The following is a 14,037-nucleotide window of genomic DNA, read 5'->3' on the forward strand; positions in this document are numbered from 1 at the left end:
GATCAAGCTCCCTTCGCGGCCTGGAACAGCTCCGCCCGTGGATCCTCACCCACGGTCGCCTCGCGATACGCCTCGAGCGCGTCACGAGCCTTCCCCGACAGCTCGGTCGGGACACTCACCTCGACGGTGACCAGCAGATCGCCCCGGGTGCCGTCCTTGCGGACCGCGCCCTTGCCCCGCGCCCGCATGGTGCGGCCGTTGGGTGTGCCCGGGGGCAGTTTCAGCGTCACGGCGGGGCCGCCCAGTGTCGGCACCCTGACCTCGCCGCCGAGCGCCGCCTCCGAGAAGGTCACCGGGACCGTCACCGTGAGGTTGTCGCCCTTGCGGCCGAAGACGGGGTGCGTGTCGACGTGCACGGTGACGTACAAGTCGCCCGCGGGGCCGCCGCGTTCACCGGGCGCCCCCTTTCCGCGCAGCCGGATCCGCTGGCTGTCGGACACCCCGGCCGGGATGCGGACCTGCATGGTGCGGGAGGACTTCGCCCGCCCTGAGCCCTTGCAGATCTCGCAGGGGTTCTCCGCGATCAGGCCGCGGCCCTTGCAGTCCGGGCAGGGGTCCGTGAGGGAGAACCCTCCGCCGGAGCCCCTCGCCACCTGGCCGGTGCCCACGCACGTCGGGCACACGCGCGGGTTGCCGTTGGCGTCGCCGGTGCCCGAGCAGGCCTTGCAGGGGGCCTGCGAGGACATCCTGAGCGGGACCGTCGCGCCCTCGATCGCCTCGGTGAAGCTGAGGGTGACCTCGGTGTCGATGTCCTGGCCGCGCCTGGGCTGGACGCGCGTAGTTCCGGAGCTGCCCCGGTTGAACAGGCCCCCGAAGACGTCTCCGATTCCGCCGCCGAAGCCGCCGGCTCCCTGGTTCCCGCCCTGGGCGCCGCCTCCGAAGAGGTCGCCCAGGTCGAAGTTGAAGGAGCCGCCCGCGCCGCCCGGCCCCGGGCGGAAGCCGCCGTTGCCGAACAGGGCGCGGGCCTCGTCGTACTCCTTGCGCTTCTTGGGGTCACCGAGGATGTCGTTCGCCTCGGAGATCTCCTTGAAGCGCTCCTCGGCCTTGGTGTTGCCCTTGTTGGCGTCCGGGTGGAACTCGCGGGCGAGCTTCCGGTACGCCTTCTTGATCTCGGCCTCGGTGGCGTCCTTGGGGACGCCGAGGACCTTGTAGTAGTCCTTCTCGATGAAGTCCTTGGTGCTCATCCTCGACGCGCCCCCTTTCCGGTGTCCCGATCGTTCTCTTCGACCTCAGCCCTCCTCAGGGCCGTTGTCCTTGTCGTCGCCGGCCTCGGAGCCGTCCTCGGCCTTGACCGCCTGCGCGCCCGGCTGCGGTTCGGCCACGGCCACCCGCGCGGGGCGGATGGTGCGCTCGCCGAAGCGATACCCAGGCTGCAGAATCGCCACGCACGTCGTCTCCGTGACGTCGGGCGCGTAACTGTGCATCAGGGCCTCGTGGATCGTCGGGTCGAAGGGCTCGCCCTCCTTGCCGAACTGCTGCAGGCCCATCTTCGCCGCGACGGTCTCCAGGGACTCCGCGACGGACTTGAACCCGCCGAGAAGTTCACCGTGTTCCCGCGCGCGGCCGATGTCGTCGAGCACGGGCAGGAGCTCGGTCAGGAGGTTCGCGATGGCGATCTCCTTGACCGTGATCCGGTCCCGCTCCACACGGCGGCGGTAGTTCTGGAACTCGGCCTGGAGCCGCTGGAGGTCCGCGGTGCGCTCTTCGAGCGCCTTGCGCACCTGGTCCAGCTGGGCCGTCAGGCCGGCGATCTGGGCACTTGCGTCCCCGGCCGGGGCCGCCCCTTCCTGGGGGGCGGCCTTCGGCTCGGCGTCGTCGGGGGTGGCGCCGGAGGGGACGTCGGGCTTCTCGTCGAAGCCCGGGGTCTCCTCCGTCACGCGGCACCGTCCTTGCGCTCGTCGTCCACGATCTCGGCGTCCACGACGTCGTCGTCCGCCTTGGCCTGCGAGGCCCCGGCGTCGTCGGCGTCACCCGCGCCCTGCGCGGCCTGGGCGTCGGCGTACATGGCCTGGCCGACCTTCTGGGAGACCGCGGCGACCTTCTCGGTGGCGGTGCGGATCTCCGCGGTGTCCTCGCCCTTGAGCGCGGCCTTCAGCTCCTCGACGGCGGCCTCGACCTCGGTCTTGACCTCGCCGGGGACCTTGTCCTCGTTGTCCTTGAGGAACTTCTCCGTCTGGTAGACGAGCTGCTCGCCCTGGTTGCGGCTCTCGGCGGCCTCGCGGCGGCGGTGGTCCTCCTCCGCGTACTGCTCGGCCTCCTGGCGCATCCGGTCGACCTCGTCCTTCGGCAGCGAGGAGCCGCCGGTGACGGTCATCTTCTGCTCCTTGCCCGTGCCCAGGTCCTTCGCGGTCACGTGCATGATGCCGTTGGCGTCGATGTCGAAGGCGACCTCGATCTGCGGGACACCGCGCGGGGCCGGCGGCAGACCGGTCAGCTCGAACATCCCGAGCTTCTTGTTGTACGCCGCGATCTCGCGCTCGCCCTGGTAGACCTGGATCTGCACGGAGGGCTGGTTGTCCTCGGCGGTGGTGAAGATCTCGGACCGCTTGGTCGGGATCGTCGTGTTCCGCTCGATGAGCTTGGTCATGATGCCGCCCTTGGTCTCGATGCCGAGGGACAGCGGGGTCACGTCGAGGAGCAGGACGTCCTTGACCTCACCCTTGAGGACACCGGCCTGCAGGGCGGCGCCGATGGCGACGACCTCGTCCGGGTTGACGCCCTTGTTGGCGTCCTTGCCGCCGGTCAGCTCCTTGACGAGCTCGGCGACGGCGGGCATACGGGTGGAGCCACCGACGAGGACGACGTGGTCGATCTCGTTGATGGAGACGCCGGCGTCCTTCATGACGTTGAAGAACGGGGTCTTGCAGCGCTCCAGGAGGTCCGCGGTCAGCTGCTGGAACTGAGCCCGGGTGAGCTTCTCGTCCAGGTGCAGCGGGCCCTCGGCGGAGGCCGTGATGTAGGGCAGGTTGATCGAGGTCTCGGTGGAGCTGGACAGCTCGATCTTGGCCTTCTCGGCCGCCTCACGCAGACGCTGCAGCGCCATCTTGTCCTTGGCCAGGTCCACGCCGTGACCGGACTTGAACTGCTGCACCAGGTAGTCGACGACGCGCTGGTCCCAGTCGTCACCACCGAGGTGGTTGTCACCGTTGGTGGCCTTCACCTCGACGACGCCGTCGCCGATCTCGAGGAGGGACACGTCGAAGGTGCCGCCACCGAGGTCGAAGACGAGGATCGTCTGGTCGTCCTTGTCGAGGCCGTACGCGAGCGCGGCCGCGGTGGGCTCGTTGACGATACGCAGGACGTTCAGGCCCGCGATCTCGCCGGCCTCCTTGGTCGCCTGACGCTCGGAGTCGTTGAAGTACGCCGGGACGGTGATGACCGCGTCGGTCACCTTCTCGCCCAGGTAGGACTCGGCGTCCCGCTTCAGCTTCTGCAGGATGAAGGCGGACATCTGCTGCGGGTTGAAGGGCTTCCCGTCCAGCTCCGTCTTCCAGTCGGTGCCCATGTGGCGCTTCACGGACCTGATGGTCCGGTCCACGTTGGTGACCGCCTGGCGCTTGGCCACCTCGCCGACCAGCACTTCGCCGTTCTTCGCGAAGGCGACGACGGACGGCGTGGTCCTGGCACCCTCGGCGTTGGTGATGACGGTGGGCTCGCCGCCTTCGAGAACGCTGACGACGGAGTTAGTCGTGCCCAGGTCGATGCCGACCGCACGTGCCATGGTTGATTCCTCCAGCTGACTTGAGTGGAACGGACTCAAGTGTGCACGACCGCCCCGCCTCGGTCAACAGACCTGAGTCGTGCGGGCTCAACTCTTATCCGTTCCTTACACGCAACTGGGTCGTGACCTGCGGTGATACGCGGCGCGTGGCCGCGTTGGACTTCACGTTCGGCTTGACGCGAAGCAGGACGAGCACGACCACCAGGGCGACCGCGGCGACCCACAGGGCCCCCGTCGCGGCGATCCACCCGAGGTGCACGAGGGCCCCGACGAGTACCCCGCCGAAGGCCGCGACACCCAGGACGACGGACGCCCCCTGCGGAGTGAGCCCCAGCCGCCGCAGCCGGTGGGCGAGATGGTCGGGGGCGGCACGCAGCAGCGGCCGCCCGGACAGCCCCCGGGCGAGAACGACGAGTACGACGTCGGCGGCCACCACCGCGTTCAGCGCGAACAACACCCCCGCGCCGGAGCCGAGTTCCTGCCCCGCGCGGGTCGTCACGGCGGCGGACGCCAGCACGAACCCGGTGAACAGGGCCCCGCACGCGCCGAGTCCCACCCGCGCGGGATGCCAGTTGTGCATCAGGAACCCGGTCAGCGCGGCGGCCAGCACGCTCAGCAGGACGGCCACCGAGTCCATCACCTCGGCCGCCGCACAGGCCCCCGCCCCGAAGGCGGTGACGACCCCGACGGTCCCGGCGACCCCTTCGGCGTGGTCCAGCGCCTTGAACCCGAGGGCGACGAACACGATCCAGCCGGCCGCGAGGAGCCCGGCGGGCACCCCTGTCTCCTCGTACGGCACGACACACAGCGCCGCCACCGCCGTACCGCCCACGAGGAACCGCGCCTTGACCCGCCGTACGTCGGCGACGAGCCCGAGGAGGGCGACGGCGGCCCCGACGACGAGCAGCCGCTCGACCTCGGGCCCCAGGGGCGTGACCCCCTTCCAGTCCCCGACCGCCGCGACCAGACAGGTGGCGGCGACCACCGCCACACCGCCGGACAGCGGCATGGGTCGCCGCCATCGCCGGTCGACGATCCCGAGACGCAGGGCGGGCACCCGCAGCACGGCGGCGAGCACGGCTGCGAGGAGCAGGGCGGAGGTGGCGGCGAGGATCCCATAGAGCACAAGCCCAAATTAGCGGCGTATGCACCAATTCATCACGAATAACACGATCGGGTTTTAAGGTAACCCTCAGCGATTCAGATCACCCTGTGCCCGGCTACAGTGCGGCAGAAGATGGGGGTAGTCTCAGACGGACTGCATAAGTTACCGCTTAGTAATCTCGCTCGTAGAACCCTCGCAGGCCCGAGGAGCCCCGAAATGCAACTCGCCGCGATCATCGTGTCGCTGGTACTGACCGTGGTCGGCGTGGCCCTGCTCGCGCGCGCCATCGGCCAGTTCGTCCGGTACTTCAAGCTGGGCCAGCCCGTGCCCGCCGGAAGCAGGAACGACAACCCCTACGCCCGCAGTGTGACGCTGGTGAAGGAGTTCCTCGGCCACACCCGGATGAACCGGTGGGGCATCGTCGGCTTCGCCCACTGGTTCGTGGCGATCGGCTTCCTGACGCTGCCGCCGACCCTCGCGCAGGCGTTCGGCCAGCTCTTCAAGGCCGACTGGGTGCTGCCGGTCATCGGCGAGTTCCTGCCGTTCGAGATGTACATCGAGTTCATCGGTGTCATGACCGTGCTCGGCATCGCCGCGCTCATCGTGATCCGCCTGCTGAGCCTGCCCTCCCGCCCCGGCCGCAAGTCCCGCTTCGCGGGCTCCAAGGCCGGTCAGGCGTACTTCGTCGAGTACGTCATCCTCACCATCGGCCTCGCCATCTACGTGCTGCGCGGCCTCGAGGGCGCGCTGCACCACGTGGAGGGCTACGAGGCCGGGTACTTCGCCTCGTACCCGCTGGTGCTGGCCTTCAAGGGCCTGAGCGTCTCCGCGCTGCAGAACCTCGTCTACTTCGTCGCGACGATCAAGATCGGCACGTCCTTCGTGTGGATGATCGTCGTCTCGCTCAACACCAACATGGGTGTGGCCTGGCACCGCTTCCTGGCCTTCCCCAACATCTGGTTCAAGCGCAACGCGACCGGCGAGACGGCCCTTGGCGGCCTCCAGCCGATGACGAGCGGCGGCAAGCCGATCGACTTCACCGACCCCGGTGACGACGACGTCTTCGGCGTCTCCCAGGTCGAGCAGTTCTCCTGGAAGGGCCTGCTGGACTTCTCCACCTGCACCGAGTGCGGTCGCTGCCAGTCGCAGTGTCCCGCGTGGAACACCGGCAAGCCGCTCTCCCCCAAGCTCCTGATCATGTCTTTGCGCGACCACGCGCACGCCAAGGCCCCGTACCTGCTGGCCGGCGGCGGCAAGACGATGGAGGGCGAGGAGAAGGCGTCCGAGGAGCAGCTGGCCGGTGTGCCCGCGTCCGCTCTCGCCGAGGCCGAGCGCCCGCTGATCGGCACGGCCGAGGAGAACGGCGTCATCGACCCGGACGTCCTGTGGTCCTGCACCACCTGCGGCGCCTGTGTCGAGCAGTGCCCCGTCGACATCGAGCACGTCGACCACATCGTCGACATGCGCCGCTACCAGGTGATGATCGAGAGCGCGTTCCCGTCCGAGGCGGGCACGATGCTCAAGAACCTGGAGAAGAAGGGCAACCCCTGGGGCCTGGCGAAGAAGCAGCGCCTGGAGTGGCTCAAGGAGGTCGAGTTCGAGGTCCCGGTCGTCGGCCAGGACATCGAGGACCTCACCGAGGTCGAGTACCTGTACTGGGTCGGCTGCGCCGGTGCCCTGGAGGACAGGGCCAAGAAGACCACCAAGGCCTTCGCCGAGCTCCTGCACATCGCGGGCGTCAAGTTCGCGATCATGGGCGGCGACGAGAAGTGCACCGGTGACTCCGCCCGCCGCCTCGGCAACGAGCCCCTGTTCCAGGAGCTCGGCATGGAGAACGTCATGGCACTGAACATGGCGTTCGGCGAGGAGGTCGACGACGACGGCAAGGTGGTCCCGGAGTCCGCCAAGCCCAAGTCGGCCAAGAAGATCGTCGCGACCTGCCCGCACTGCCTCAACACGATCGGCAACGAGTACCCGCAGCTCGGCGGCGACTACGAGGTCATCCACCACACCCAGCTGCTCCAGCACCTGGTGGACGAGGGCAAGCTGGTCCCGGTCACGCCGGTCGAGGGCATCATCACCTACCACGACCCCTGCTACCTGGGCCGCCACAACAAGATCTACTCACCGCCGCGCGAGATCATCGCGAACGTCCCGGGCCTGCGGAACGAGGAGATGCACCGCCACAAGGAGCGCGGCTTCTGCTGTGGCGCCGGTGGCGCGCGGATGTGGATGGAGGAGCGGATCGGCAAGCGCATCAACAACGAGCGTGTCGACGAAGCCCTTTCGCTGAACCCGGACATCGTCTCGACGGCCTGCCCGTTCTGCCTGGTGATGCTCACGGACTCCGTGAACGGCAAGAAGAACGACGGCAAGGCCAAGGAGTCCATCCAGGTCGTCGACGTGGCCCAGCTGCTGCTGGAGTCCGTGCGGACCCCGATCGACCCGCAGGACGCGGCGGAGACGGCGAACGAGCCGGAACCGGAGCCGGTGAAGTAGCGGTCACAGCTGTGCCGTTCGGCGCCCCCAGGTCCCACCGGGCCTGGGGGCGCCGTCGCGTCGGAGGCCGGAAAGCCGCGGTTCAGAAGTGGGTGGCGATCCCGAAGACCCGCCGGAGCTGAGCCATGTCGTGCCGGTCGCGTTCCGAGGGCTCGTACCCCTGGTGGAAGTAGACCTGCTGCTCGGCGGACAGACACGGAACGGACGTCCCGCCGACGGTCCCGGTCACAAAGCAGGAGGCCGGATAGCCGAAGGGCCGCTCCGGCTCCCCGGACGCCTGCACGGCGGAGCCGTCCTCGGCGAAGACCAGCGGGTGCAGATCGATCTCCCGACCGTCGGGGGCGGTGACCACGAACCGGACCGGCCGCCGGTCCAGGCTCTCCACGAACCCCGCGGCGGCCAGCGCCGCCACGACGGCCGGCTCCTGCTCCTGCCGGTGCATCAGGTCCAGGTCACGGTGGTCCCGGGTCTGCCTGCCGACCAGCGCGTCGATCCCCCAGCCGCCAGCGACCCAGACCTCCGTGCCGGCCCGCCGCAACAGGTCCAGGACATGCAACACCTCGTCAGCGTCCACCGCTGCCCCACCCTCAGCTGTCTCCGATACTCCGGCCCGCCATGAGCATGTACGTCAGCACCAGGAGCCCGAAGCCGACCACCCCGAGGAGCCCCTCCGCCACGCTCGCCCCCTCGCCCAGCAGCAAGGGACGCCAGCCGACGAAGACCGCGGTGATCAGGACGGCGTACACCGTCTGGACCGGCGCGGACCAGGCCAGCTCCTGAAGGGCCCGGGAGCCCGGAGTGAAGGTGAAGACCAGGGCGAAGACGCCGACGGTGACCATGGCCAGCACGAACACGAGCAGCGCGTCCCGGCCGTTCGCCCCGTCCGGGAACGCCTCCCAGCGCCCCGCGGCGAGCGTCCGCAGGTCCTCGCGCTCATGGACGTACCCGCCGAGTTCCGGCGCCGACCGGGCCCACAACACCTCGACCTCGGTACCGACGCGCGGCTCGTCGTGGGTGTACGCGCGCGTGGCGAGCCGTGCGGGGCCTTCCGGTACGGCGACCACCAGACGGGACATGTATCCCCGTACGACGTCCTCGCCCAGGTCCGCACGGACCGCCCGCGGACGCTCCACCACCCTCGCCGCACTCACCTCGGCGCCCGCGTCCCGCAGTTCGGCGACCCGTTCGTTCCCCGTGGTGGCCGTCATGAGCCCCACGAAGAGGGCACCGCACGCGAAGGTCACCAGCAGCCAGACGGCACCACCACGAGCCCGGATCCAGCCCACCGAGTCGAAGGAGAACCCCAGCGCCTCGTCGAGAGCCCCGCCGGACGGGGACTTCTCCAGGACCACACGGCCGGACCCGCGCCGCAGCCCCCACAGCGCCGCCGCCCGCAGCACCGCGCACCCGGCCGCGACCGCGCCCCACACCAGCGGCCCCGTCCACGGTCGGGGCGTGGACGCCACTCCCAGCAGCCACCAGCAGGCCACCGCCGCCGCGACCCACCCGACCAGCCCGCCCAACCGGACCGTCCAGACCAGCGCGAACCGCACGCTTTCCGCCTCTCCCCCGTCGACGGCGCACCCAGGGCTGTCGCCGTATGTCGAACAAGTGCATCATTGCCGAGGTCGTTGTCAATGATGCTGACGAGGTGAACGGTGCGCGTGCGGAGAGACGTGATGTGTACGACGCCCCCCGGCGGCACCCTGATCACCGCGCTCGCCGCCCTCGCCGCCACCGTCCTCCTCGCCGCCTGCGGCCCCACCCAGCACACCGGCTCGGCCGACCGCACCCCCGTACGGACCGCCGACGGCCCGGCCCGGCTCCCGGTGCCGAAGGGCAAGGGCAGCAGGATCCCGGACGACTTCAACGGCGACGGCCACCGCGACCTCGTCCTGGGCGACCTGGTCAAGGCACAGGCCCACGCCGACGACCCCGGCATCGGAATCGTCTACGGCAGCGAGCGCGGACTCGTCCCGGGCGCACGGCAGTTGATCACCCCGAGCGGACAGGGCGCGGCCACCGACGGCCAACTCCCCGCCCTGTTCGACGCGGAGGCGACCTGCGACCTGGACAAGGACGGCTTCACGGACCTCGTCGTCTCCACCGACCCGCCCTACGACGGCCAGGGCCAACCCCCCGTCCCGCTCCAGATCCTCTTCGGCTCCCCGACCGGCTTGTCCGGCAAGGCCGTTCACCTCACCGTGCCGCCCGCCGCCCGCGTCGGCAACGACTGGCCCGAACAGCCGGTCTGCGGCGACTTCGACGGCGACGGCGCCAAGGACCTGGTCCTGCACGCCACCGGCGGCCACCTCACCTATCTGCGCGGCCCGTTCACCCGCCAGGGCAGGCCGAGCAAGGCCGGCGCCCCGATCCAGTCGCCGGGCGAGGTCCCCACGGGCCCGGCCGCCGACGTCGACCGCGACGGCTACGACGACCTGATCGTCCGTACGACACAGGGCACCGGCCCCTCCGCCGTGGTCCTCGGCGGTCCGGCGGGCCCGACCCGCACCGGAGCCGTCCTGCCGTCCGGCATCGACGTGGCGCTCGGCTCCTTCGGCCGCGGCAAGGCCCTGGACGCGGCGGTCGGCGCCATGGGAGGAACGTCACTGCGCTACGACCTCCCCAGCGCGGCAAAGGGCTCGCTGACCTCCCCCGGCTCGGTCCTGGACGCCGCCGACTTCGACGGCGACGGCCTGAGCGACCTGGTCTCCAGCGGCTCGCGCCTGCGCATCTTCCAAGGCCGTACGACAGGGCTCTCCACCCGCGCGACGACCACCGTCGAACCCCCCGCCACCGGCACCAGCCGCGTCCTCGCGGTCGCCGACTTCGACGGCGACGGCCGGGCGGACCTGGCGGTACGGACGTACCGGAGCGAGACGAAGGACACCGTCGCCGTCTTCCCCGGCGCGAAGAAGGGGCTCGTGAGCGCGGAGCCGGCGGTCACCTTCTCCACGTCCGCGTTCCTCAGCCCCTGACGTCACCGGCGTGACACCGCGCCGGGGTACGGGAGCCCCGTAGGGGACGGATGAGAACTCCCTTAAGGGATGTCACAGCTCGGCAGCAAAGGCGTCCCCGAAACGCCGCCCCGCGTACGCCGCTCCCCGGGACCAGGTACGTTCGAAGACGTGGCTGGATTCAGGATCGGACGCGGCCGGGACAACGGCGCTCCTCACGCGCGACCGCAACAACCTCCGTACGGGCAGCAGGCGCCCCAGGGACAGCCGTACGGCTATCCCCCCGCGCCGCAGCCCCACCCGGGCCAGTGGACCCAGGGCGGCGGCGGGGGTTACGACGAGCCGGAGTACTTCGGCGACGGCGCCGGTGGTGCCCCGCACCCGCAGGGCGGCCATGACCCGTACGCGGCCAACAACCCTGGCCACACCCAGGCGTTCTCGGTCGGCGAGGACCCCTACAACCAGGGCGGCACCTACCGCGCGGGCGCGGCCCCGGCCGCCCCGGCGGGTCCCCGCCTGCACTGGAAGGAACTCCTGAGGGGCATCCTGCTCTCCCCCAAGCAGACCTTCCTCCAGATGCGGGACTACACGATGTGGGGCCCGGCCCTCGTCGTGTCCTTCCTCTACGGCCTGCTCGCGGTGTTCGGCTTCGAGGGCGCCCGAGAGGACGCGATCAACGCCACCCTGTCGAACGCGATCCCGATCGTCCTGACCACGGCCGTCGCCATGGTCCTGTCGGCCTTCGTCCTGGGCGTCGTCACCCACGCCCTGGCCCGCCAACTGGGCGGCGACGGCGCGTGGCAGCCCACGGTCGGCCTCTCCATGCTGATCATGTCCCTGACCGACGCCCCCCGCCTGATCGTGGCGATGTTCTTCGGCGGCGACGCGTCCTTCGTCCAGCTCCTCGGCTGGGCGACCTGGGTGGCGGCCGGCGCCCTGCTCACCCTGATGGTCTCCAGGTCCCACGACCTGCCGTGGCCGAAGGCCCTGGGTGCCTCCGCGATCCAGCTGATCGCACTGCTGTCGATCGTGAAGCTGGGCACGTTCTAGGTTTCATCTCCTCGCGACGACGAAGGGCTCCCGCTTCTCACGGGAGCCCTTCGGTCTGTCCTACGACCACTCAGGCGTCGACGACCTGGCCGGAGCGGTGGATCACGGGGGGCTGGACGGACCACGGAAAGTTGATCCAGTCGTCCGTGCGCTTCCAGACGTACTCGCACTTCACCAGGGACTGGGACTTCTCGTAGATGACCGCCGAGCGGACCTCGGCGACGGCGTCGAGGCAGAAGTCGCGCACCAGTTTGAGTGTCTTGCCGGTGTCGGCGACGTCGTCGGTGATGAGGACCTTCTTGTCGGAGAAGTCGATGGTGTTGGGGACGGGGGCCAGCATGACCGGCATCTCCAGGGTGGTCCCCACGCCGGTGTAGAACTCGACGTTCACCAGGTGGATGTTCTTGCAGTCGAGGGCGTACGCGAGGCCGCCGGCGACGAAGACTCCGCCGCGGGCGATCGAGAGCACGACGTCGGGCTCGTAGCCGTCGTCGGCGATGGTCTGCGCGAGCTCACGGACGGCGGTGCCGAACGCCTCGTAGGTCAGGTTCTCCCGTACGGCGCTCATACCTGGGTCCGGTGGAAGTTGAGGAAGGAGCGGGAGGCGGTGGGGCCACGCTGGCCCTGGTAGCGGGAGCCGTAGCGCTCACTGCCGTAGGGGAACTCGGCCGGCGAGGAGAGCCGGAACAGGCACAGCTGGCCGATCTTCATGCCGGGCCAGAGCTTGATGGGGAGCGTGGCCAGGTTGGAGAGTTCGAGGGTCACGTGTCCGCTGAAGCCGGGGTCGATGAAGCCGGCCGTGGAGTGGGTGACGAGTCCGAGCCGGCCGAGGGAGGACTTGCCCTCCAGGCGGGAGGCCAGGTCGTCGGGGAGGGTGATGACCTCGTACGTCGAGGCGAGGACGAACTCACCCGGGTGCAGGATGAACGGCTCGTCGCCCTCCGGCTCCACGAGCCGCGTGAGGTCGGCCTGCTCGACGGAGGGGTCGATGTGGGGGTAGCGGTGGTTCTCGAACACCCGGAAGAAGCGATCGAGGCGCACGTCGACGCTGGACGGCTGCACCATGGATTCGTCGTAGGGATCGATCCGTACCCGCCCGGCGTCGATCTCGGCCCGGATGTCCTTGTCTGAGAGAAGCACGCCCCGAGGATACGCAAGGCGCGCGGGCCGACCACCATCGGACGGACCGCGCGCCTGGTACCGATCTCTCAGTGCTTCTCCAAGGCCACCGGAACGACACTCCGAAGCCGCGCACAGCGAGGACAGCGGACGAGCCGTCCGGGACCGAGTCGCTCGGCCTGCTGCATCGGGAACGAAGCGGTGCTGAACACGTGCCCATCGGCACAACGGACGACGGTGCGCTCCATCAAGTCCAAGAGTCCCTTCCCCAAGAGCCGCGTCGGGCTACTGCTCACCTGACGACAAATGCCACATTACGGGATGCACGGGACGGCCCTCCAGGCGGCACTCCGGTCCCGCCCGGGCCCTCTTCCACCTCACCACCGTACGCCCCAACTCCCGCTGCCCGCAGCCCTGTCCCACCCCTGAGACGCACTCAGGCCCCACGGCTTCAGCGCCGGGGGCCAGGGATGAGGTAAAGTGGCGATGCGTTCCGACACCGGTGCATCCGGCGTCACGCGCGGGTGTAGTTTAGTGGTAGAACATCAGCTTCCCAAGCTGAGAGTGCGAGTTCGATTCTCGTCACCCGCTCCATGTGAAACCCCCAGGCCAGAGGCCCGGGGGTTCTTTGTTGTCTAGACCGGCGGGCGGGTCGCGCACCACAACCGCACCATAAGCACTCGGCTAGCTTCCGGTGGACTTCTCCTTGTGGTGCGCGGGGCGGTCGCTCTGCTGCTTGTGGTGCTTCGCACGCTCGGCACGGACCATGTCGTCGAGGCCGGAGGCAACGTCTCGCTGCCGCTCTTCGTCGGAGTCTCGGCGGCGCCGAACCCTGCACGATCTCCCTCACCCAGGCCAGCACCCGCATCACCTGGACGATCCGACCAGCACTCTTCCTGCCCCTCGCACACCGCCAGGGCCTCGACATCCCAGCCTGCGCGCACCAGTTCAAGCCCCGCACAGGACCTTCAACAGGCACGGCTTCTCAATAGAGTGCCCGCATGACCGACTCAGACGTACGCGGGACGAGACGCAAGCCCAGGCACGTCGAAGATCTCACCGACGTGTACGACTTCCTGGAGGAAGTGCGACTCCGTCCAGGCATGTGGGTCAATCGCAGTTCTTTGCAGCACCTGGACTCCATGCTCACCGGCTACCGCGTTGCTCTAGGGATCCACGACATCGCGGAGCCGTTCGACTTCTGGACCCCGGGCAATCAGGGCCACTTCGCCGAGTGGCTGTGGCAGCGCCTGGACCGTCACTCTCCCCTCGGCTGGGCCGTAGAGATCGAACGTGAAGCGGAGCGATCCGCCAGGCCCGCCATGGAGATGTTCTTCGAGCTCCTGGACGAGTTCCGCGCCGCTGACCACCAGAACCAGGACGGTGCCAAGCCTGACGGACACCCGCCGACAGAGACCTAACAGCCCCACGCCTCAGACTGAGTTACAACTTTCTCTACTGGTTCAAGGCGGCTCGCTCCGCTCCCCGCACGCGGCCCGGCCCCCGGCCGGGCCTGCGCTCCTGTCTCCGCCCCGCTCCAGCCCGGCCGGCGCCCGAGCCGCGCGCACACCAATCAGCCGCCTGAC

Annotated in this window: 12 protein-coding genes and 1 tRNA gene; 5 read left to right on the forward strand and 8 right to left on the reverse strand. The window is 69.5% G+C overall.

The annotated features are described in order from the left end of the window. Nucleotides 1-2: 2 nt before the first annotated feature. From dnaJ to RNB18_RS07130, 4 genes are all read right to left on the reverse strand, one after another. Nucleotides 3-1,184 carry a molecular chaperone DnaJ gene (gene dnaJ, locus RNB18_RS07115; protein ID WP_311713277.1) on the reverse strand — a complete coding sequence of 394 codons (1,182 nt, stop codon included), beginning with the start codon at nt 1,182-1,184 and terminating at the stop codon, nt 3-5. A 45-nt stretch (nt 1,185-1,229) separates the two neighbouring features. Further along, on the reverse strand, nt 1,230-1,877 hold the full coding sequence (grpE, locus tag RNB18_RS07120) for a nucleotide exchange factor GrpE (RefSeq protein ID WP_311713278.1): 648 nt from the start codon (nt 1,875-1,877) through the stop codon (nt 1,230-1,232). Beyond that, nucleotides 1,874-3,721, reverse strand: coding sequence for a molecular chaperone DnaK (gene dnaK, locus RNB18_RS07125; RefSeq protein ID WP_057608851.1), 1,848 nt, complete (start codon nt 3,719-3,721; stop codon nt 1,874-1,876). The genes grpE and dnaK overlap by 4 nt, the downstream gene beginning before the upstream one ends. A 94-nt stretch (nt 3,722-3,815) precedes the next feature. Next, nucleotides 3,816-4,847, reverse strand: a complete 1,032-nt coding sequence (locus tag RNB18_RS07130) for an MraY family glycosyltransferase (protein WP_311713280.1) — start codon at nt 4,845-4,847, stop codon at nt 3,816-3,818. 195 nt (nt 4,848-5,042) lie between these two features. Between RNB18_RS07130 and RNB18_RS07135 the strand changes: the two genes are divergently transcribed. Further along, complete coding sequence (locus RNB18_RS07135) at nt 5,043-7,325, forward strand: (Fe-S)-binding protein (protein ID WP_311713281.1); 2,283 nt, start codon at nt 5,043-5,045, stop codon at nt 7,323-7,325. Between the two features lie 82 nt (nt 7,326-7,407). Here RNB18_RS07135 and RNB18_RS07140 read toward each other — a convergent pair whose 3' ends face one another. Continuing rightward, nucleotides 7,408-7,899 carry a nucleotidyltransferase domain-containing protein gene (locus RNB18_RS07140; RefSeq protein WP_311713282.1) on the reverse strand — a complete coding sequence of 164 codons (492 nt, stop codon included), beginning with the start codon at nt 7,897-7,899 and terminating at the stop codon, nt 7,408-7,410. Between the two features lie 13 nt (nt 7,900-7,912). Further along, nucleotides 7,913-8,878 (reverse strand): hypothetical protein, encoded by a 966-nt coding sequence (locus RNB18_RS07145; protein ID WP_311713283.1) that lies wholly within the window; start codon nt 8,876-8,878, stop codon nt 7,913-7,915. A 126-nt stretch (nt 8,879-9,004) separates the two neighbouring features. Here RNB18_RS07145 and RNB18_RS07150 point away from each other — a divergent pair, with 126 nt between their 5' ends. Both RNB18_RS07150 and RNB18_RS07155 read left to right on the forward strand, forming a co-directional pair. Beyond that, a complete protein-coding gene (locus tag RNB18_RS07150) occupies nt 9,005-10,303 on the forward strand; it encodes an FG-GAP repeat domain-containing protein (protein ID WP_311713284.1) in 1,299 nt (432 codons plus the stop codon). Between the two features lie 69 nt (nt 10,304-10,372). Then, complete coding sequence (locus tag RNB18_RS07155) at nt 10,373-11,332, forward strand: Yip1 family protein (protein ID WP_311713285.1); 960 nt, start codon at nt 10,373-10,375, stop codon at nt 11,330-11,332. Between the two features lie 70 nt (nt 11,333-11,402). Here RNB18_RS07155 and RNB18_RS07160 read toward each other — a convergent pair whose 3' ends face one another. Both RNB18_RS07160 and dcd read right to left on the reverse strand, forming a co-directional pair. Next, nucleotides 11,403-11,900 carry a phosphoribosyltransferase gene (locus RNB18_RS07160; RefSeq protein WP_311713286.1) on the reverse strand — a complete coding sequence of 166 codons (498 nt, stop codon included), beginning with the start codon at nt 11,898-11,900 and terminating at the stop codon, nt 11,403-11,405. Beyond that, the gene (dcd, locus tag RNB18_RS07165) at nt 11,897-12,472 is read right to left on the reverse strand and encodes a dCTP deaminase (RefSeq protein ID WP_030600337.1); all 576 of its coding nucleotides are present in this window, start codon (nt 12,470-12,472) and stop codon (nt 11,897-11,899) included. Before dcd ends, RNB18_RS07160 begins: the two co-directional genes overlap by 4 nt. Nucleotides 12,473-12,971: 499 nt before the next feature. Between dcd and RNB18_RS07170 the strand changes: the two genes are divergently transcribed. Both RNB18_RS07170 and RNB18_RS07180 read left to right on the forward strand, forming a co-directional pair. Next, nucleotides 12,972-13,045: transfer RNA gene (locus tag RNB18_RS07170), tRNA-Gly, on the forward strand. A 407-nt stretch (nt 13,046-13,452) separates the two neighbouring features. After that, complete coding sequence (locus tag RNB18_RS07180) at nt 13,453-13,872, forward strand: hypothetical protein (protein WP_311713287.1); 420 nt, start codon at nt 13,453-13,455, stop codon at nt 13,870-13,872. Nucleotides 13,873-14,037 lie beyond the last annotated feature (165 nt).

Origin of the sequence: Streptomyces doebereineriae, from assembly GCF_031845645.1 — a bacterium.
Classification (GTDB): domain Bacteria; phylum Actinomycetota; class Actinomycetes; order Streptomycetales; family Streptomycetaceae; genus Streptomyces; species Streptomyces canus.